General features: G+C 43.4%; 18 protein-coding genes. 13 read left to right on the top strand and 5 right to left on the bottom strand.

Annotated elements, in window-relative coordinates; genetic code table 11:
- Positions 1 to 15: 15 nt before the first annotated feature.
- Positions 16 to 927, top strand: a complete 912-nt coding sequence (locus tag ACP14V_RS07760) for a UDP-2,3-diacylglucosamine diphosphatase (RefSeq protein ID WP_272610045.1) — start codon at positions 16 to 18, stop codon at positions 925 to 927.
- Here ACP14V_RS07760 and ACP14V_RS07755 read toward each other — a convergent pair.
- On the bottom strand, positions 898 to 3,813 hold the full coding sequence (locus tag ACP14V_RS07755; RefSeq protein ID WP_272610044.1) for an FAD-binding and (Fe-S)-binding domain-containing protein: 2,916 nt from the start codon (positions 3,811 to 3,813) through the stop codon (positions 898 to 900). The two genes, ACP14V_RS07760 and ACP14V_RS07755, sit on opposite strands and share 30 nt — an antisense overlap.
- A 90-nt stretch (positions 3,814 to 3,903) precedes the next feature.
- On the opposite strand from ACP14V_RS07755, the gene ACP14V_RS07750 reads away from it, so the two are divergent.
- Both ACP14V_RS07750 and ACP14V_RS07745 read left to right on the top strand, forming a co-directional pair.
- A complete protein-coding gene (locus ACP14V_RS07750; RefSeq protein ID WP_136566940.1) occupies positions 3,904 to 4,401 on the top strand; it encodes a hypothetical protein in 498 nt (165 codons plus the stop codon).
- Positions 4,402 to 4,504: 103 nt separating this feature from the next.
- Complete coding sequence (locus ACP14V_RS07745) at positions 4,505 to 5,620, top strand: TlpA disulfide reductase family protein (protein ID WP_272610043.1); 1,116 nt, start codon at positions 4,505 to 4,507, stop codon at positions 5,618 to 5,620.
- Positions 5,621 to 5,676: 56 nt separating this feature from the next.
- Here the strand turns inward: ACP14V_RS07745 and ACP14V_RS07740 are convergent, their stop codons facing one another.
- On the bottom strand, positions 5,677 to 6,327 hold the full coding sequence (locus ACP14V_RS07740) for a rhomboid family intramembrane serine protease (RefSeq protein ID WP_272610042.1): 651 nt from the start codon (positions 6,325 to 6,327) through the stop codon (positions 5,677 to 5,679).
- Positions 6,328 to 6,380: 53 nt separating this feature from the next.
- Between ACP14V_RS07740 and ACP14V_RS07735 the strand changes: the two genes are divergently transcribed.
- From ACP14V_RS07735 to ACP14V_RS07725, 3 genes are all read left to right on the top strand, one after another.
- Positions 6,381 to 7,277, top strand: a complete 897-nt coding sequence (locus ACP14V_RS07735) for a lysophospholipid acyltransferase family protein (RefSeq protein WP_272610041.1) — start codon at positions 6,381 to 6,383, stop codon at positions 7,275 to 7,277.
- Between the two features lie 117 nt (positions 7,278 to 7,394).
- The gene (locus ACP14V_RS07730; RefSeq protein ID WP_272610040.1) at positions 7,395 to 8,384 is read left to right on the top strand and encodes a sterol desaturase family protein; all 990 of its coding nucleotides are present in this window, start codon (positions 7,395 to 7,397) and stop codon (positions 8,382 to 8,384) included.
- Positions 8,385 to 8,500: 116 nt separating this feature from the next.
- Positions 8,501 to 9,040 carry a YybH family protein gene (locus ACP14V_RS07725; RefSeq protein WP_272610039.1) on the top strand — a complete coding sequence of 180 codons (540 nt, stop codon included), beginning with the start codon at positions 8,501 to 8,503 and terminating at the stop codon, positions 9,038 to 9,040.
- On the opposite strand, the gene glmM is transcribed toward ACP14V_RS07725, so the two are convergent.
- Positions 9,037 to 10,428 (bottom strand): phosphoglucosamine mutase, encoded by a 1,392-nt coding sequence (gene glmM, locus ACP14V_RS07720; protein WP_272610038.1) that lies wholly within the window; start codon positions 10,426 to 10,428, stop codon positions 9,037 to 9,039. The two genes, ACP14V_RS07725 and glmM, sit on opposite strands and share 4 nt — an antisense overlap.
- A 90-nt stretch (positions 10,429 to 10,518) precedes the next feature.
- Between glmM and ACP14V_RS07715 the strand changes: the two genes are divergently transcribed.
- Genes ACP14V_RS07715 through ACP14V_RS07705 form a run of 3 tightly spaced genes read left to right on the top strand, consistent with a single transcriptional unit; the run spans position 10,519 to position 13,712 of the window.
- Positions 10,519 to 11,112 (top strand): acyl carrier protein phosphodiesterase, encoded by a 594-nt coding sequence (locus ACP14V_RS07715; protein ID WP_272610037.1) that lies wholly within the window; start codon positions 10,519 to 10,521, stop codon positions 11,110 to 11,112.
- Positions 11,100 to 12,785 (top strand): gamma-glutamyltransferase, encoded by a 1,686-nt coding sequence (gene ggt / locus ACP14V_RS07710; RefSeq protein WP_272610036.1) that lies wholly within the window; start codon positions 11,100 to 11,102, stop codon positions 12,783 to 12,785. Before ACP14V_RS07715 ends, ggt begins: the two co-directional genes overlap by 13 nt.
- Before the next feature lie 9 nt (positions 12,786 to 12,794).
- On the top strand, positions 12,795 to 13,712 hold the full coding sequence (locus ACP14V_RS07705; protein WP_272610035.1) for an ATP-grasp domain-containing protein: 918 nt from the start codon (positions 12,795 to 12,797) through the stop codon (positions 13,710 to 13,712).
- 3 nt (positions 13,713 to 13,715) lie between these two features.
- Here the strand turns inward: ACP14V_RS07705 and ACP14V_RS07700 are convergent, their stop codons facing one another.
- Entirely contained in the window at positions 13,716 to 14,477 is a 762-nt protein-coding gene (locus ACP14V_RS07700) for an XRE family transcriptional regulator (RefSeq protein ID WP_136566931.1), read from the bottom strand.
- 191 nt (positions 14,478 to 14,668) lie between these two features.
- Here ACP14V_RS07700 and ACP14V_RS07695 point away from each other — a divergent pair, with 191 nt between their 5' ends.
- Genes ACP14V_RS07695 through ACP14V_RS07685 form a run of 3 tightly spaced genes read left to right on the top strand, consistent with a single transcriptional unit; the run spans position 14,669 to position 17,546 of the window.
- A complete protein-coding gene (locus ACP14V_RS07695; protein ID WP_272610033.1) occupies positions 14,669 to 15,931 on the top strand; it encodes a putative DNA modification/repair radical SAM protein in 1,263 nt (420 codons plus the stop codon).
- Between the two features lie 18 nt (positions 15,932 to 15,949).
- The gene (locus ACP14V_RS07690) at positions 15,950 to 16,726 is read left to right on the top strand and encodes a TIGR03915 family putative DNA repair protein (RefSeq protein ID WP_272610032.1); all 777 of its coding nucleotides are present in this window, start codon (positions 15,950 to 15,952) and stop codon (positions 16,724 to 16,726) included.
- A 43-nt stretch (positions 16,727 to 16,769) separates the two neighbouring features.
- The gene (locus tag ACP14V_RS07685) at positions 16,770 to 17,546 is read left to right on the top strand and encodes a DNA alkylation repair protein (RefSeq protein ID WP_272610031.1); all 777 of its coding nucleotides are present in this window, start codon (positions 16,770 to 16,772) and stop codon (positions 17,544 to 17,546) included.
- 2 nt (positions 17,547 to 17,548) lie between these two features.
- On the opposite strand, the gene ACP14V_RS07680 is transcribed toward ACP14V_RS07685, so the two are convergent.
- Positions 17,549 to 18,073 carry a hypothetical protein gene (locus ACP14V_RS07680; RefSeq protein ID WP_272610030.1) on the bottom strand — a complete coding sequence of 175 codons (525 nt, stop codon included), beginning with the start codon at positions 18,071 to 18,073 and terminating at the stop codon, positions 17,549 to 17,551.
- Positions 18,074 to 18,251: 178 nt separating this feature from the next.
- On the opposite strand from ACP14V_RS07680, the gene uvrA reads away from it, so the two are divergent.
- Positions 18,252 to 21,113, top strand: a complete 2,862-nt coding sequence (gene uvrA, locus ACP14V_RS07675; RefSeq protein ID WP_272610029.1) for an excinuclease ABC subunit UvrA — start codon at positions 18,252 to 18,254, stop codon at positions 21,111 to 21,113.
- Positions 21,114 to 21,119: the final 6 nt, after the last annotated feature.

Below are 21,119 nucleotides of genomic sequence, written 5' to 3'. Positions count from 1 at the left end.
AGTAAACCTATACGATTGAAAAAAAGGAAGATAGAACTCGCCGTCATATCCGATGTACATTTGGGCACCTATGGTTGTCATGCCCATGAACTCATTGCCTACCTCAATAGCATTCAACCTAAAAAGCTCATCTTAAACGGGGATATCATTGATATCTGGCAGTTTAAAAAACGGTATTTTCCGGCTGCCCATTTAAAGGTTCTCCGTAAAATAATAGGAATGGCCTCAAAAGGCACGGAAGTTTACTACATCACTGGAAATCATGATGAAATGCTCCGTAAGTTCAGTGATACTTCAATGGGTAACTTTAAAATTTCCAACAAATTGGTGTTGAATTTGGACGGCAAAAAGGCATGGATTTTTCATGGGGATGTATTTGATGTCTCCATCCAAAATGCCAAATGGCTGGCCAAACTGGGTGGATATGGATACGACTTGCTTATTCTCATCAATAGTCTGATCAATTGGGGCTTGGTGAGAATGGGGCGTGAAAAATATTCCCTTTCCAAAAAGATAAAAAATAGCGTAAAGCAGGCCGTGAAGTACATCAATGATTTTGAGCGCACTGCAGCCGACCTCGCCATAGAAAATGATTACGATTACGTCATCTGCGGACACATCCATCAACCCAAAAAGGAACGCTACGAAAACAAAAAAGGAAGCTGCGTATACCTTAACTCCGGGGATTGGGTGGAAAACCTGACCGCTTTGGAATATTCCTTTAAACGTTGGAAGGTCTACCATTACAACCATGACCGACTATCCCCTTTCTTTGCCGATGAGGACCTCAAGGAAATGGACATGAATGAACTCATTGCCTCCATAACCGACAAAGAGGTGGAAATTGAAAACGTTACCGAAGAGTACGAAAACCAAAAACTGGAAAGCGAAAAATCCCTAAACGACCAAAGCCTGTCTCAAGATTGATACTGGATGCTGGGCATCCCGTTCCGTTCCATCCTTGATTTGATGCCTACAACTGGTTCCATTGGCCGAAATCAATGTGTCTGCATCACTTTTCCGTACTGCGGGGAACAGCTTCAAATCCCCAACTTTCATACTGGTATCATAATGCTCTTTCTCGTACCCAAAGGAGCCCGCCATTCCACAACATCCTGATGCAATTATGGTTACTTTGTAGTTTTTGGGCAGATTAAGCACATCAAAGGTCACCTTCTGGTTGCTCAATGCCTTTTGATGGCAGTGATTATGAATTTTAACCGTTCTTTCTTCCTGCGTGAAACTATCGGAAGTAATATGACCTGCAGCAATTTCCGAAGCCAAGAACTCCTCTATCAAAAATGACTTTGATGCCAACTTTTCCAAAAGGGGTTTATCATTGTGAAGTCTTTGGTACTCATCACGGAACGAGAGAATCGCAGAAGGCTCCAATCCCACAATGGGGATATCCTGGTCCAAAATCTTCTTTAGCTTGTCCAAATTCTTTGCTACCAGTTTTTTGGCTTGCTTCAAAAACCCCTTGGACAAATACGTCCTACCACTTTCAGCATAAAACAGCTCCACATCATAGCCTAGTTTGCACAACAATTCTATCGCGTCCTTGCCCACTTCAATATCGAGATACTTGGTAAACTCATCCAAATACAAAACCACTTTCTTCTTGGAAAGGTCTGTGTTTTTTAAGTTGAATTGCTTCAAATGCTTCTCAAAATTAAATCGATATACTTTGGGCAGGCTACGCTCTTGGGCCACTCCGGAAGTTTTCTTTATAAATCCTCCGATAAGCTTGGAGTCGTACATAGCATTGGTCAGTCCAGAAAGTTGGCTCCCCAAGGCATTCAATTTGGTGTTGTACGCAAATAACTTGCTCCGCAAGGGGTAGCCATTACTTTCATGATACTGATACAAAAATTCAGCCTTTAAAGTAGCCACGTCTACATTACTGGGGCATTCACTGGCACAAGCCTTACAACTCAAGCAAAGATCAAAAACCTCCTTAAGTTCTTTTTGATCAAACTTATTGGCTTTCTCGGTATTGGTCAAAAATTCACGTAATGCATTGGCCCTACCTCTTGTGGTATCTTTTTCATTTTTGGTTGCGTGAAAACTGGGGCACATGCCTCCAGACATATGATGACTTTTACGGCAATCCCCACTGCCATTACATTTTTCGGCCGCCTTGAGGATACCCTCACTATCCGAAAAGTCCATCAGCGTAGTCACTTCGGGTTCTTCTCGGTCCACTTCGTACCGCAAGGATTCATCCATGGGGTAGGCATCCACAATTTTCCCTGGGTTGAAAATACTATTGGGGTCGAACAATGATTTTACCCGTTTGAGCAATTCATAATTCTCCTCCCCGATCATCATGGGGATAAACTCGGCGCGGACAATACCGTCTCCATGCTCCCCACTGAAACTTCCTTTATATTTTTTGGTGAGTTTGGCCACATCGGTGGTGATGGAACGGAACAATACCACATCCTCTGACTTCTTCAGGTTGAGAATGGGTCTTAAATGCAGTTCTCCAGCTCCGGCATGGGCATAATACACGGCATCTTGGTTGTAATCCTTCATGATTTGGGTGAACTCCCCGATAAAATCTTTCAAATCCTCCAAAGCAACCGCTGTATCTTCAATACATGCCACAGCTTTGCGATCCCCAACCATATTCCCTAAAAGTCCCAAGCCCGCTTTTCGAAGCTCAATGGCCTTGTTGATATCGTCACCCATCAAAACAGGATTGGCATAGCTCAACCCTGATTTTTCTAGCGTATCCAATAAATCCTTTAACTGTTTCTTCAATTCTTCCTCGGTATGAGCCCTCACCTCCAACATAAGAATGCCGGCTGGGTCTCCATCCACAAAAAACCGATTGGCCAGCTGCGCCCTGTTATTCTTGGTACAATCCAAAATAACCTTATCCATCATCTCGCAGGTATGCAGATTATGCTGCATAACAGGAGCCACATCACCTAAACAATCCTCTAAAGTTTTATAGTGTGTAGCGACCATAGCAGACATTGGTGGAGGTAAATCATCCACTTGCAAGGTAATCTCAGTGGTAAAGGCCAAAGTACCTTCACTTCCAGATAATAATTTACATAAGTTAAAATCTTCCTTGAAGGCTCCAAAAAGGTTGTTCTTCAACAATTCGTCCACCGCATACCCCGTATTTCTCCTATGGATACTGGCCTTGGGAAACTCTGCTTCAATATTATCCTGATTCTTCTTGTTGGAAAGCTCTTTCTCCAACTTGGCATAAATGGTTCCCTCCAATGAGGTCTCCAGTTTCTTCTTATCAAATATCTCTTTTGAGACTTCCGCGAATGAAGCTTCGCTACCATCGGATAAAATACAGTTCAGGGCAACCACCTTGTCTCTAGTCACTCCATACTGGATGGAAGTTGTTCCTGAGGAGTTGTTGCCGACCATTCCTCCAATCATACACCGGTTGGAAGTGGAGGTGTTGGGCCCAAAAAACAAACCAAATGGTTTTAAAAATAGGTTGAGCTCATCCCGAACCACGCCCGGCTGCACACGTACCTGTTTTTTCTCCTTGTCCAGATGTAGAATCTGTGTGAAATTTCGTGATACATCAACAACAATTCCCTCGCCCACACATTGGCCAGCCAACGAGGTTCCTGCGGTCCTGGGAATTAAACCTATATTGTTGTCTGTTGCAAAACGGACCAAGGTTTTAATATCATCTATATTTTCAGGGTATGCCACAGCGGTGGGCAACTTACGGTATACCGAAGCATCTGTGGCGTACAACGCCCTGCTAAGGTTATCCATCAACAATTCTCCGTTCAGATTTTGCGACAGAGATTTTAACAAAGATTTATCCAATCTGGAACAATTTTTGGTGACTGAAAGAGTTTCAAAAGTGTCTTAAAGACATTACAAAATTATTTTAATTTTAATTAAAAAGAGAACCTTATGAAGATTACCACACTATTTGCAGCGCTTTTTTTGTTTGCCTCAACCGCGGTGAGTGCGCAAGACATTGCCAATCACGCTCTTGGACTCCGTTTGGGGGACAGTGATGGTTTTGGAGCGGAAATTTCATATCAAAAATCCATAGCCCAATATAATAGGGCGGAATTCAACTTAGGCTGGAGGGACAGCCGTTATTTTGATGCCTTTAAACTTAGTGGTGTTTATCAATGGGTACACCAATTGGATGGCAATTTTAACTGGTACTACGGTGTAGGTGGAGGATTGGGAAATGTGGATTTTGATCCGGGACCCGATTTCGACAATGATAACGATGGCCTGTTTGTGTTTGCTGCAGGTGATATTGGGGTGGAATACAATTTTGACATCCCTCTACTCCTTTCCCTTGATTTTAGGCCTGAAGTGGGCTTGGTGGGCTATGATGGGTTCAGTGACAATTTTGACTTTGACATTGCCCTGGGGATTCGATACCAATTTTAAAAATACAGTTTAAAGATATTTTCACCCTTGTACCTTTTTGATAGGTACAAGGGTTTTTTTATGCCATATGGAATGAATACCTTAGCAACTTAAACTACAAGACATGAAATACGTATTTGTAATTGCTTTCGGAGTTTTACTATTGGCTTCGTGCAATTCTGAACCGAAAGGATATTCATTGAATGTTACTGTTACTGGCGAACCAGAGAACGGGACCAAAATATTTCTAAGAACCACCGATTCCCTAAACCAGCTTGTGGATTTGGACACTACCACCATAGAAAATGGAGCTTTCAGCTTTACGGGAACACAGGCCGAACCAAAGCTTTCATATCTATTTATGGAATCCGGTAGAGGAAACATTCCTTTTATTTTGGAAAACGGGGACATCAAAATCAAGTTTCAAAAAGACAGCATGACCTATGCCAAATTGGAAGGTACTCACCAGAATGATCTTTTCATGGATTTTTTGGATGACTCCAGGGTACTGTCCGAAAAAGCAATGTCCATGCAAAACGATATGCGTATGGCCGCCCAACAGCGCGATACCGCAACCGTTACTGCGCTACGGGAAGAATTTATAGAGTTCCAGGAAGAAGCTAAAAACTTCAATGTTGAATTCGCCAAAAACAATCCAGATGCATTAATCTCTGCTTTGATCATCGGTAACCTTATGGCCAGTAAGGCTTTACCCCATGAGGAAATCAAAGCCATGTTCGAAGCCCTATCCCCTGAGGTAAAGGCTTCAGAACCTGGAAAACAAATCAAAGAACAGTTGGATAAGATGAAATCCACCGAAGTTGGTGTAAAGGCTCCTGAATTCTCAGCGCCAACCCCAGAAGGTGATGTTTTGGCATTGAGCGATGTTACCACTAAAGGAAAACTCACTTTGGTCGATTTTTGGGCAGCATGGTGCAGACCTTGCCGGGAAGAAAACCCCAACATTGTTTCTGTGTACCAAAAATACAAGGATAAAGGTTTTAATGTGATCGGGGTTTCTTTGGACGCTCGTGCAGAAGATTGGAAAAGTGCCATCGAATCAGACGGATTGGTTTGGAACCATATTTCCAACTTAAAGCGTTTTCAAGACCCTATTGCCCAATTGTACAACATCAATGCCATCCCAGCTGCATTTCTTTTGGATGAAAATGGGGTGATCATTGCCAAAGATCTTCGCGGACCCGCCTTGGAACAAAAGGTGGCTGAGGTTCTTAATTAAAGAAAATATTCCCTTCAGATTTAAAAAGGCCCTTGATCAAGGGTCTTTTTATTGATTTATATTTTTCCCATTTTCTCCAAAACAAAGAGAATCACAATAGGCACGGCTAATAAAACCACAATGAAAGTATCTGTCACAAACAATTCCGGCTTAAACAACAAAGTGACCACATAGCCTCCTATAGCTCCCCCAAAATGAGCGGTATGTCCAATATTCCCCAACCTACTCTTCATCCCATAAATCGAATATAAAAGATAGGCTATCCCCAATACATAGGCCGGCAAAGGAATGGGAATAAACATGATTCCCAGCTGCATATCCGGATTCAACAGGATGGCCGCATATAAGATTCCTGTTACCGCGCCACTGGCACCCACGGCACTATAATAGGGTTCATCCTTATGAAAAAACAAGGCCAATAAGCTTCCCGCTACCAAACTGACAAAATAAATGACCAAAAATTTTCCGGGACCAAACCACCCAATCACCACATTGGCGAAAAAATAGAGGGTGAACATGTTAAAGAACAGATGGGAGATGTCAACATGCAAAAAGCCAGAAGTCACTATTCTGTCGCGCTGTCCAGCCCGAATTCCACTGATATTGAACTTATATCGGTCAAAAAAGCCCGTATCGTTGAATCCTCTAAGGGAAACAATGACATTGGCGGCCATAATGGCAATAGTAGCGATGTGTAAATTGAACATGAATAGTAAAGTTTGGATTCAAATATAGCTATATTTGCACACACGAATCGCCTATGCAGTTGACCATATTCATCCTTGTCTATCCCTTGCTCTGGTTGGTCTCCAGACTCCCCTTTAAACTGATCTACTTGCTTTCAGATGGCGTGTACGCGCTATTGTACCATGTCATCGGATATCGTAAAAAAGTGGTTCGTAGCAACTTGGCCTTGGTTTTTCCCGAAAAATCCCAAACGGAACGTCTAGTGATAGAAAAAAGGTTCTACAAGCATATGTGCGATATGTTCTTGGAAATGATAAAGACCATGGGCATTAGTAAAGAAGAAATCCAAAAACGGTTTACAGTAACCAATTTTGAACTGCTTCATAGCCTTGAAGAAAAAGGGACCAATACCATGCTTATGCTTCCCCACTACGCCAGTTGGGAATGGGTTTTGTCGTTAAACCTTCAAATACAGTCCAAAGGCTATGGCATCTATCAAAAAATAGAGAATAAATATTTTGATAAACTGATCCGTCAGATCAGGGGGAAATTCAACACTACTTTAATATCAACCCGAGAATCCAGAAAAATCCTGAAAGCTGCCAAAGAGAGCAATGAGTTGTTGATGGTGGGTATAATCAGTGATCAATCCCCGATGGTCAGCAGGGCAAAGTATTGGACGGATTTTATGGGAATTGTGGTTCCCGCCCACGTTGGAGGTGAGGAAATCTGCAAAGCCAATGACATTGTTCCAGTATACCTTAAGGTTAAAAAGAAGAAAAGAGGATATTACGAAGGCACTTTCAAAATACTTTCCGAAAACCCTTCTGAAGTAGAGAACTACAAGATAACAGATGCTTTTTTGAAAGAGACTGAAAAATCCATACACGAAGCTCCCGAGTATTATTTCTGGACCCATAAGCGCTGGAAACACAGAAATAAGGTTCCCTTAGAGTTTCAGAATCAGTAGGTAAGGTTTAAAATAGTGAACCACTTGACGTAGGTGGGATGCAATTTGTTGTTGGTCGAAATTTTATAGAATTTTTTTCCTAGTTTTCTACTTTCTAAACCAACTAAACAAACTTTCATGGAATTATTGCAAACGCTTTATAACGAGATCATAGGCTTTTTGGGTATCTCACAGGCTTGGGAAATTCTGAGTTCAGGCGATTATTCGTCCTTCACTACCTATGACGGTATTGTATCCCTGATTTATCCCATTATCCCGCTTCTGCTTATCCTTGAGCTTATTTTGGGATTGATATATAAAAAACCCCAAGCCAAGGTCTACAAGGTAAATTTTCTGATTTACATCTTCAATAGGTTTGTAGGACGGTTCATTGCTATTGCCATGGTTGCCTTTTGCATTGGATTATTTCAACAATATGCACCTTTCCAAACCACCATGACCTGGTATTGGTTCATCTACGGATATATTGTTTGGGAATTGGGCCATTTTGTCTATCACTATCTGGGCCATAAAGTTCGACTGTTCTGGTGTCTGCACTCCACGCACCATGCTCCGGAAGATATGAACCTATCCGTGACCCATGCCCATTTTTTCTTGGAGGCCCCGTATGCAGATACCATCCGGACCACCATCTGTATTCTTTTGGGAGTACAACCCGAATTACTGTTCCTGATCATGTTCATTGATGGCACCTATGGCGCTTTCATCCATGTTGGAGAGAATCTATTGAAAAATGGTCGATTGGGTTTTTTGAACAAAATTATCCTGACCCCATCACACCATAGGGTACACCACGCCAAAAACCCACTTTATATGGACACCAATTTTTGCAACCTGCTCAATATATGGGACAAGGTGTTCAAGACCTATCAAGAGGAACAGCACCATATCCAGATTGAGTATGGCATCACCCGTGAAATGGACTCAGGTAATTTTCTGGATGTGTATTTTGGTGAGATAGTGGCCTTGGCCAAAGATGTTTGGAATGCTCCGGGCATCCTCAATAAGTTTCGATATCTAGTCATGCCACCCGGATGGAGTCATACTGGCGACCACAAAACCGCCAAAGTGGTCAGAGGTGCCTATTTGGAATCAGTACATAGCTAAATCATTTGGAGGCCTGCTCCTTTATTGGAGAGTATCCAAAATCTTATACTTTTCTTAAAAGAGAACCGCAAGTTGGTTCTCTTTTTTTATATTCAACCTCATTCAATCAACAAAAAATGAAACAGTTAGCCACTATTTTCCTCTTCTGCACCTTTGTGTTTTCTTACGGACAACGACCTCCTAAAGACATTCCACAGGAAACCTTGGAAACCATTAAAACAGAAGTCTGGATTCCATTTATGGAAGCCTACGACCAATCCGACTCCCAAAAATTAAGGTCGATCCACACCCAAGATATTTTTAGGGTGACCCAAGATTTCAACCAAGTTGAGACCGGGGAAAAGTATCTGGAAAGCTTTGGGAGTTTTGTGGAATCCGTAAAATCTAGAGGTCATCAAGTGGGTATTGCCTTTGCAATCCGCTCCACGGCCCTCAACGACACCGGCGATATGGCCTACCAAACTGGATATTATCGTTTCAGTTCCAAAAGAGAGGATGATGAAGATCTTGTGGTAAGGGGATACGGCGAATTCAATGTGGGATTGCGCAAGGAAAACGGTACATGGAAAATATGGCTGGATGCCGACAAGCGCATCCAGCTTACGCCAGAGGATTTTAATGCACAGGAAATCCTGTACGAGTTGGAAAAATCCTAGCTCAATCCAGCCACTTCCTTGATCTCATCAATGATCCTATCGGCAAGACCATCGGCCTCCGCTTGGGATTTGGCCTCCGTATAGATTCGGATAATGGGCTCTGTATTGGATTTTCGCAAGTGTACCCAATTTTCGGGGAAATCAATCTTTACCCCATCAATGGTGGATACTTCTTCGTCTTTGTACTTGTTGTGCATAGCATCTAGAAGGGCATCCACATCCAACTCAGGGGTAAGTTCTATCTTCTTTTTGCTCATGAAATAGCTCGGGTAACTGGCCCTAAGTTCGGCCACTGTTCCTCCTCTTTCGGACATCAACATTAAAAAGAGCGCGGTGCCTACCAAGGCATCGCGACCGTAATGACTTTCAGGGTAGATGATTCCACCATTCCCTTCACCGCCAATAATAGCGTTGTTGGCCTTCATTTTGGTCACCACATTTACCTCTCCTACCGCTGCTGCCTCATAGATGCCGCCATGTTTTTCGGTAACATCCCGTAAAGCTCTTGACGATGATAGATTGGATACCGTATTTCCTTTGGTCTTTCCCAAAACATAATCGGCACAGGCCACCAAGGTATATTCCTCCCCGAACATTTCCCCATCATTGCTGATAAACGCCAGACGGTCCACGTCAGGGTCTACCACAATACCAAAATCGGCTTTTTCCTCAACCACTTTTTTACAGATGTCCCCTAAATGCTCCTTCAATGGCTCCGGATTATGAGGAAAATGCCCAGTGGGGTCACAATATAATTTCACCACTTCAACCCCCAATTCTTCCAACAATTTTGGAATGGCAATGCCTCCTGTGGAATTCACACCATCGACCACTACCTTAAATTTTTTCTCGCGGATCACATCGGCATCCACCAAGGAAAGCTCCAATACTTCATCAATATGGATATCAATGTAGGAATCGTTCTTGGTTATGGTCCCCAAATCATCCACTTCAACAAAGTTGAAATCCTCTTTTTCGGCCAGGGTCAATATTTTGGCACCTTGTTCCGCATCCAAAAATTCTCCTCGCTCGTTCAACAACTTTAGAGCATTCCACTGTTTGGGATTATGACTGGCGGTCAAAATAATACCCCCATCTGCTTTTTCAATAGGAACAGCGATTTCCACCGTAGGGGTTGTGGAAAGTCCCAAATCAATCACATCAATGCCCAATCCCACCAAGGTAGAGACTACCAAATTTTGAATCATCTCACCGGACAGTCGGGCATCTCTACCGATTACCACGGTCAATTTCCCCTTTTGGGAATACGCCTTCAACCATGTACCATAGGCAGCCGCAAACTTTACGGCATCTACCGGGGTCAGGTTTTCATTGGTTCGTCCTCCTATAGTTCCTCGTATTCCTGAAATTGATTTGATCAGTGTCATAGTGTTAAAAAAGTTTTTGCAAATATATAGGGCCTGTCCGTATTCCATGTTTGGAATTTGTAAATTTCGATGGAAAAGAAATTTGCCTCGATGAACTTCCTCGCCCACATCTATCTGTCCTTTGATGACAAGGAAATTACCTTGGGAAATTTCTTTGCGGACCATATCCGAGGCAATAAGTACAAACACTTCCCGGAGCGCATACAAAAAGGCATCTTGTTGCACCGGGAAATCGACACCTATACGGATGCCCACCCCATTCCCAAACAAAGCAGCAAGCGGCTGCACAAGAACTACAGCCATTATAGCCGTGTCATTGTGGATATCTTTTATGACCACTTTCTGGCCAAAAACTGGAGCGATTATTCAGAAGTTCCCCTTGAAGATTACGTGGAAAACTTTTATGACCTATTGGAGGACAACTACGACCTACTCCCTTTGGGCACCAAACGGATGATGCCCTATATGATTACGGACAATTGGCTGCTCAATTATGCCAACCTTGCCGGTATTGGGCGGGTCCTCAATGGAATGAACCGAAGGACACAGAATCGGTCGAAAATGAATTTTGCCATTTTGGACCTCGAAGAACATTATACTGACTTTGAAGCGGAGTTCACCGCTTTTTTTGAAGAATTGATTACCTTTTCCAAGCAAAAATTCATTTCCCTATGCGAAGAATAATACTCCTAGCCCCCCTCCTTTTCCTGTTCTTGAACTGTAAGCAGCAACCTGCGGTCCCTACGGGACTGGTCACGGAAAAGGCCATGGTGGTCTCGGCCCGTGAAGAAGCCTCAAAGATTGGAACGGACATCATGAAAAAAGGCGGGAATGCCTTTGACGCCATGGTGGCCACAGAGTTGGCTTTGGCCGTTGCCTATCCCTTTGCGGGAAATTTGGGTGGCGGTGGTTTTATGGTCTATCGAAAAAACAATGGCGATATCGGTGGAATCGACTATCGCGAAAAAGCCCCGCTTGCTGCCCACAAGGATATGTATTTGGATTCCCTTGGGAATGTGATTCCGAATATGAGCATCGTTGGAGCCACTGCAGTTGGTATCCCCGGGACCGTGGCCGGGGTCATGGAAGTACATGAAAAATTCGGTTCCCTGCCCCTATCCGAAATCATGGAACCGGTAATCGCTTTGGCCCAAAAAGGTGTGGTGGTTACCGAAAAGCAAGCCAAGCGATTGGAAAGCTACAAAGAGCGGTTTATTGAAGTTAATGGGGATAGCACCAAATTTGCCGCCAATTTCAAGGATGGGGACACTATAAAATATCCTGAACTGGCCAATACCCTTAAGAAGATTCTCGATAACGGAAAAAATGGTTTCTACAAAGGTGAAGTGGCCCAAAAGCTTGCGGCCTTTGTACAGGAAAAGGGAGGCTATATGACCGAAGAGGATTTAGCGAGGTATGAAGCCAAGTGGCGTGACCCGATTGTGTTCAACTATAAAGACCTACGCATTATTTCCATGAGTCCGCCCAGTAGCGGCGGGGTGACCATCAACCAAATCTTTAAGATGATGGAACCCCATGACGTTTCCAAGTTTGGGCACAATTCCGTGAAGACGATTCAGCTCTTCACCGAAGCAGCGCGACGTGCATATGCTGACCGAAATTATTTCTTGGGCGATCCTGATTTTGTGGATATTCCCTTGGAAACATTGCTCAGTGATGCCTATTTGCTGGAACGTATGGCCAATTTTTCATTTGACCAAGCCACCCCTTCTTCGGAAGTGAGTCATGGGGAGGTTGAAATTGTTGAAAGCTCAGAAACCACCCACTATTCCATTGTGGACAGCGAGGGCAATGCTATTTCTGCCACTACTACCCTCAATGGTGGATACGGTTCCAAACTCTATGCGGCGGAATTAGGTTTCTTTCTGAACAATGAAATGGACGATTTCAGCTCAAAACCAGGAGTACCCAATATGTTTGGATTGATTGGTGCCGAAGCCAACAGCATTGCTCCCGAGAAACGTATGTTGAGCAGTATGACCCCAACCCTTGTGGAAAAGGACGGAAAGCTTTATATGGTTGTTGGTACGCCCGGAGGCTCCACCATTATAACTGCAGTGGCCCAAACGATTCTAAACGTGTATGAGTTCAATCTGAGCATGCAAGAGGCCGTAAATGCCCCTCGGTTCCATCACCAGTGGCTACCCGACATGATCATCTTTGAACCTGAAGGGTTTCCTGAAACCCTTACCGATGAACTGAAATCAAAAGGATACATCATCAATGAAGAAAGAACCCCCATCATTGGAAAAGTAGACGCTATCCGTGTGCTCCCCGATGGTCGTTTGGAAGGCGGAGCCGATAAAAGAGGGGACGATACCGCTGTTGGATTTTAAAGTTTGCCTATGAGTTTTGATGTCGTTGTACTGACCGACCCAAGATATATCAACCCCAAAAAAGAAAGCGCCTACATAGAAAATGTCCTTCTTGAAGACCGTTTAGTCTTGGAAGCACTGCAACGTTTAGGGCTGAATGCCATACGAAAGTCTTGGGACGACCCGGATTTTGATTGGTCATCCACCAAATATGCATTGTTCAGGACCACTTGGGATTATTTTGACCGATATCAAGAGTTTTCCAAATGGTTGGAATCCGCCTCCAAACAAACGAAATTCATCAATTCCAAAGACCTTATTTATTGGAACATTGACAAACATTACCTGAAGGACTTATCAGATGCCGGAGTGAATATCCCCAAAACCATTTTTATTGAAAAAGCGACCCAAACCACCCTTCAAGATACCATTGAAGATGCGCTCGAAAATCAAGGGTTCATAGATGACATTTTTATCCTGAAACCCTGTGTTTCCGGAGCAGCCCGCCATACCTATAAAATCCTAAACGAAGACATTCCAAAACACGAAGCCATCTTTCAGGAGTTGATTGGCGAAGAAGCCATGATGCTCCAAGAATTTCAGGAAAATATTGTTAAGGAAGGAGAAATTTCCATGATGGTATTTAACGGAAAGTTCACCCATGCGGTACTCAAAATTGCCAAACCGGGGGATTTTAGGGTACAAGATGATTTTGGTGGAACGGTACACGATTACATCCCCTCCAAAGAACAGATTGCCTTCGCCGAAAAAGCGGCTCAAGCCGCATTGGAACTCCCGATATATGCCCGGGTGGATATTTTTAAGGATAATAACGGGGAATGGGCCTTGGCCGAGCTCGAAATTTTTGAACCTGAGCTTTGGTTTCGATTGTATCCTGAAGCGGCCAATATTCTTGCCAAAGGTATCAAGGAAACCTATTTCAAGTAATTTTTAGGTGTTGACCTGCCCCATTTGGCGTTTGAGCTCTTCCATGGACTGCTGCAACTGCTTCAGCAAACCAGTTTCTGTTGTGGCATCCACATTAAAGGTCAATTTGCTACTCACTTCCCAAATTTCTTGGATTTGGAAGGGCTTAATGTCGTAAGGTGGATACGCCTCGTTCAAGGAAACCAAAGTGATATTATTGGAATTGGGACGTTTCTCAATCTTTTTGACCATCACGGAATCCTGAAGCACCACCACGTACATTTTATTAGGGCTCACATGATCTATATGTTCAATGGCTCGGGCCAACACCCAATCATTGGGTTTTAGGTTGGGCAACATACTGTCGCCTTCGACTTGAAAACCGCGATAGGTGGCATTTCTAAACTCGGGAATGGGTAGGTCAAACGCTGGCAATTGTTGATACCAACTGGTATCTGTGATATTCTGGGGATACCCTGCCGCGGCCCGGGCATTCACCAATACCATATTGTCTTGGTCTGAATTATCAACAGTGACCACTTTGGGAATCACACTGGTTTTGGAAGTGTCCAGATGTTTCTGATCACTTTCCCCGAACAACCACATGGGATTTATCTTGAACTGTTTCAACAGCTCTGTCACCACTTTCCCGGATAGCTTGGTCCTTCCCCGCTCAATATCGGCCGTGGTATTCTTGACGCCCAACAATTGGGCAAACTCTGCTTGGGTAAATCCCAATTCACGTCGGATATCCGTAAATCGTTTTAAGGTTAGTTCATTTTCCATTTCATCCGTTCTTATATGAGATTGAGGCCTGAATTGTCATTATTTAACCTAAGAACAAAGACCTCTCGATTGCGGTCGAGGTGACCAAATAATTTCAAATATACATAATTTGGATTATTTCCAAAATATTTAATGGATTATATCCAATAATTGGAATATTTCCATATCTTTGATTGGAATATTTCCAAGTTATGAATTTTGAACGGATACGGGAAAAGTTGAACATTCTGGCTGATGCCGCCAAATATGATGTGTCCTGCGCCAGTAGTGGTAGTGACCGGACCAACAAAAGTCAAGGGTTGGGCAATGCCTCCAAAATGGGAATATGCCATAGCTATACGGAAGACGGCAGGTGTATCTCTTTATTGAAGATCTTATTGACCAACCACTGCATTTTCGATTGCGCCTATTGCGTAACACGGAAAAGCAATGATGTCCAACGTGCCGCTTTTAAAATCCAAGAAGTGGTGGACCTCACCATTAATTTTTATCGCAGGAATTATATCGAGGGGCTGTTCTTGAGTTCCGGAATTTTTAAAAATGCCGATTACACCATGGAACGTTTGGTGACCGTGGCCAAAAAACTACGGGAAGAGGAAAATTTCAACGGATACATCCATTTAAAATCCATTCCCGGGGCCAGTGATGAGCTCATGTACGAAGCAGGATTGTATGCAGACCGACTTTCCGTGAACATTGAGGTACCTACCATTTCAGGATTAAAGTTATTGGCTCCCGACAAAAAACATGAGGATTTCACCAAACCCATGCTCAAGGTGAAAAATGAGATTGTCCGCTACAAGGCTGAACGAAAAATCATCAAGAGCACTCCAAAATATGCCCCTGCCGGACAAAGCACCCAGATGATTGTGGGCGCTTCCGGGGAAACCGACAAGGACATCATGTATTCTGCAGTCCATTATTACAAGAATTACCAAATGCGCAGGGTCTATTATTCGGGCTATGTTCCCGTAGCAGATGATATGAGACTGCCCGCCATAGGCTCACAAGTGCCCATGTTGCGCGAAAACCGACTGTACCAAACGGATTGGCTCCTTCGGTTTTATGGCTTTGCCATTAACGAAATCCTGAACAAGGAACATCCCAACCTGGATATGGATGTAGATCCCAAACTCTCATGGGCATTGCGCAATCTGCACCATTTCCCCGTTGACGTCAACAGTGCAGACAAGGCTCTATTGGCACGAATCCCGGGAATTGGGATGCGTTCTGTGGATAAAATCCTTAAGGCACGCCGCTTTAGAAGACTGAACTGGGACCACCTTAAAAAAATCGGGGTGACCCTCAACCGTGCCCAATACTTTATGGTATGTGATTCCCGCCATTGGGAACGTAGGGATTTGGATGCGGAGAAAATCAAGGGTATGATCCTACAGACTTCAATAGGCAAGTTTCGGAATCAGTATAGCACCCAATTGTCATTGTTCAATTAAACATCAAAAATGAGCACTATGAAACCTTCAAAAACCCTAATTTACGATGGTAGCTTCAATGGCTTTCTTACTGCCGTCTTTGTCGCCTTCGATGAAAAAATTAATGTGGCCGACATCCAAAAAAATGGCCAAGGTCAGAACGGATTGTTTTCCGAATCAGAAACCATCTTCACCCATGTGGAAAAGGCCAAACGGGTCTGGAACGGAATCAGAAACAAGAGTCATAATGCCATTGCCAATGTGTATTTTGCTTTTTTGAGCGAAACCGAAGGGGTAGAATTGATGCTCTACACCTACATTCAAAAACTGATGGCCACCACCCTTGGAAAGCAAATGGATTATTCCGATGGGATTGTACTTTTCATTGACCAATTGGCCAAAAAAGTGGGTCGCGAAAAACACCGTATGGAAGCCTTTGTTCGCTTCCAACTGACCAAGGACGATATCTATTTTGCCAACATTGAACCCGATTTCGATGTGTTACCCCTGATTTCAAAACATTTTCGCCACCGCTACGCAGACCAGCAATGGCTGATCTATGATGTGAAACGTAAATATGGTATTTACTATAACCTGGACCATGTGGAAATGGTTTCCCTCAATCTGAAGGAAATCCATTTTAATAAAATCCATAAAAGTGATGCTTTTTTGAGCGAGGAATACGATTACCAGACCCTATGGAACGATTATTTTAAAAGTACCGGCATCAAATCCCGTATCAACCCAAAATTGCACACGCAACACGTACCCAAACGGTATTGGAAATATTTGAGCGAGAAGAAAGAGGCGGTATAACCAGTTCTCTTAATTTTGGACGTATCTTCCAAAAATAAAGAGTATGGCTTATAAGCAGTTAAAGCTTTGGTTTGATGTGGAATTGGCCCAACTATTGGCCAATAAGCTATCTGAAAAAGGTATTCCTATAAATCACGAATCGTTTACAAGTACAGTTTCGGAAAGAGTTGGCAAACTGGAGCTGAAAGATAGAATTGAGTGTATAGCCGATGCCTTGGAATCCCATTTAACTGGTGATTACCTTACCAATTTAAATTGTTTGTTAGCCATTTTGGGTCCTGAGAATAAAAAAGAGACAGGCATGTTCAAAGAGTTTTATTGGATTATGCCGATTGCCAAATATGTTGAAAAGTATGGCCATGATCATTTTGAACAATCCATGGAGGCCATTGGGGAAATCACCAAACGCAATACTGGGGAGTACGCTATCAGGCCCTTTCTTGAAAAGTACCCTGAACAGACAGTAAAGGTGCTTATTCAATGGTCTAAGAGCCCTAACAAACATGTACGTCGTTTATCCAGTGAAGGGGCAAGACCCCGCTTGCCATGGGCCAAAAAGCTGAACATGTTTGTACACGACCCATCCCCCATCTTTCCAATTCTGGAGAATCTTAAGGACGACCCCAGTAAATATGTCCAAACCTCGGTAGCCAACACCATCAATGACATCCTGAAAGACAACCCTAACAAAGCCAAAAAACTGGTTGAATCATGGGTGCCTCAGGCCACAATAGAACGTAAGTGGATTATTAAACACGCTCTTCGGAACCTGAGAAAATCAAATGATCAATGGGCCATGGAAATAATAACCAAACTATAGTGTTACTTACTCCGCTCCCCAACAAAATGATCGCTCTTATTTTTGAACAGCACATTGAAGCTGGTCAAGCTGCCATAGATGCGGGTAATATATTGCTGCAGGTCTATCTTTTCCTGATCATCCAGATTTTTACTGCTGTTGATTTTTTGTTCCATCACCCTGATGCGGTCACGCACCATCACGATCTTATGGAAGAAGGTCTCAATAGGCATTTCCTTGCTCTGCGTGGCATCATCCGGTTCCAAAACCAATTTTCCACCTTTCCATTTATCGGCAATTGCCACTTTCTCATGGGTATCACTCCATTTTTCCAAAATCTTCACCAAGGAACGCTCCACATCAAAAAAACTGACTGTATCCACTTCGTCCTCTACAGCTTCAATCACCTCAAATTCGGAATCCAAATCAATGGTTTCCAATCCATTTTCCAAAAATGTGACCCAATAATGCTTCGATGATACATTAGTCACCACCCCTTTACCATACTCTGGATGTTCAATTCTGGAACCAATACCCAATAATTTCATTTTATATAGTTAATGTCATTTCGTAGAAGCTTTGCATCTGAGAAATCTAGATTTCTCCCATTTGGTCGAAATGACTGTTTTCAAACTCAAAAATAAATCATCAATTAACAAAAACGAAACTTGGGGCCACTTCATTTTTACATCCCAAATCGCTACTTTTGAGGTTTGCTATGATTTTATGGTCAACTACGAAGAACATATTGAGGTTAAAGGCGCCAGAGTCCATAATCTGAAAAATATAGATGTTACCATTCCGCGTGAAAAGCTCGTAGTAATCACCGGTCTTTCGGGCAGCGGAAAATCCTCTTTGGCCTTTGATACCATTTATGCTGAAGGCCAGCGACGCTATATAGAAACCTTCTCGGCCTATGCCCGGCAGTTCTTGGGCGGATTGGAACGTCCCGATGTGGACAAAATTGATGGTCTGTCCCCTGTGATTGCCATTGAACAGAAAACCACCTCAAAATCGCCCCGCTCTACCGTTGGGACCATTACCGAGGTGTACGACTTTCTCCGATTGTTGTTTGCACGAGCTGGTGATGCCTACAGTTTCAACACTGGTGAAAAGATGGTCAGCTATAGCGATGAACAAATCAAAGATTTGATTATTGAGGCCTATCTCGATAAAAAAATAAACGTATTGGCCCCAGTGGTCAAATCCAGAAAGGGTCATTATAGGGAATTGTTCGAACAAATCGGCAAACAAGGATTTGTAAAAGTGCGTGTTGATGGCGAAGTGTTGGACATCACCAAGGGAATGAAAGTGGATCGTTACAAAACTCACGACATAGAGATTGTCATTGACCGCTTGAAAGTTTCGGAAAGTGAGGATTTCCATAAACGTTTGGGCGAGACTATCAACACAGCCATGTACAGTGGCGACAATGTGCTCATGGTTTTGGAAGAAGGCGAAACCATTCCCCGCTATTTCAGTAGAGATCTTATGTGTCCTTCCACGGGCATCTCCTACCCCACTCCGGAACCCAATACCTTTTCCTTCAATTCCCCAAAGGGCATGTGCCCAGATTGTAACGGTTTGGGGCACGTTCATGAAATCAACGAGCAAAAAATCATCCCCAATCCAAAATTGTCCATCAAGGCGGGTGGACTCGCCCCCTTGGGGGAATACAAAAAATCTTGGGCCTTTAAACAATTGGAGACCATTGCCCAGCGCTATGGTTTTGAACTGACCGACCCCATTGAAAAAATCCCGGCGGAAGCTATGGAAATCATTTTGAATGGCGGAAAGGATAGCTTTGAAGTGGATTCCAAAACCTTGGGGGTAAAAAGACAATACAAGATTGACTACGAAGGCATTTCCAACTTTATAAAAACCCAGTTCGAAGAGGCCAATTCCACTTCCATTAAACGGTGGGCCAAAGACTATATGGACAAGGTCCAATGCCCTTCCTGTGAAGGTGCACGGCTACGGAAAGAATCGCTCTATTTTAAGATTGGGGAGAAAAATATTGCTCAACTGGCCCAAATGGACATTGCCGAACTGTTCATTTTTTTCGAAAAGCTTGAAAGCTCCCTCGGGGGTAACCAAAAAATCATAGCCGAGGAAATCATCAAGGAAATCAAGACCCGGGTGCAATTTTTATTGGATGTGGGCTTGGACTACCTCTCCTTGAACCGAAGCTCCAAATCGCTTTCGGGAGGTGAGGCACAGCGTATACGATTGGCCACACAGATCGGCTCCCAATTGGTGGGCGTTCTCTATATTCTGGACGAACCCAGTATTGGTCTGCATCAACGGGACAACGAACGATTGATTCATTCCTTGGTATCCCTTCGCGATATTGGAAACTCCGTAATTGTGGTGGAGCACGACCGGGATATGATAGAACATGCAGACCACGTTATCGATATTGGTCCTAAAGCGGGCCGCCATGGAGGAGAAATCATCTCCGAAGGCACTCCCGAAGAATTAAGGAATCATCACACCTTAACAGCACAATACATTACAGGGGAACAGGAAATTCCCGTTCCTACAGAGCGCAGGAAAGGAACTGGTAAAAAAATCGTGCTTTCAGGGTGTACGGGTAACAACCTAAAAAATGTTACTGCCGAGTTCCCTTTGGGAAAACTGATAGGCGTAACTGGGGTATCCGGTAGTGGAAAGTCTACTTTGATCAATGAGACCCTCTACCCCATTATGAATGCCCATTACTTCAATGGGGTTAAAAAACCCATGCCCCATAAAAAAATTACCGGGCTCCAATATATTGACAAGGTTATCGACATCAATCAGTCACCCATTGGGCGCACACCACGTTCCAATCCAGCCACCTACACGGGTGTATTTAGTGAGATACGGGCGCTCTTTGCCAAGACCACCGAGGCCACTATCCGGGGGTACAAACCTGGACGGTTTAGCTTTAATGTGGCCGGAGGACGCTGTGAAACCTGTCAAGGTGGAGGCTTAAAAGTCATTGAAATGAACTTTTTGCCCGATGTTTATGTGGAATGTGAGACCTGTAATGGGAAGCGTTTCAATCGGGAAACTTTGGAAATTCGCTATAAAGGCAAGTCCATTGCAGATGTGTTGGATATGACCATCAACGAGTCTGTGGATTTCTTTGAAAACATCCCCAAAATTTATCGCAAACTAAAGACAATAAAAGATGTGGGATTGGGTTATATATCTCTGGGGCAACAGTCCACAACCCTTTCAGGTGGAGAGGCACAACGGGTAAAGTTGGCCACAGAGCTTTCCAAACGAGATACCGGAAATACTTTTTATATCCTCGACGAACCTACAACTGGCTTGCATTTTGAAGACATCCGGGTGCTTATGGAAGTGCTCAACCAATTGGTGGACAAAGGAAACACCATTCTCGTCATTGAGCATAATATGGATGTAATCAAAATGATGGACCATATTATAGATATTGGCTATGAAGGTGGCCGTGGGGGCGGAATGGTCGTAGCTACTGGTACTCCCGAGGAAGTGGCCAAGGATATGAAAAGCTATACGGCAAAGTTTTTGAAGAAAGAATTGGAGAATACAAAACAGAAAATTGCAAAGGCAGTTTAAATCATA

Origin of the sequence: Flagellimonas alvinocaridis, assembly GCF_965248585.1 — a bacterium.
GTDB lineage: Bacteria > Bacteroidota > Bacteroidia > Flavobacteriales > Flavobacteriaceae > Flagellimonas > Flagellimonas alvinocaridis.
Note: the sequence above shows the minus strand (reverse complement) of the source record. Positions and strands in the feature narration are given on the sequence as shown.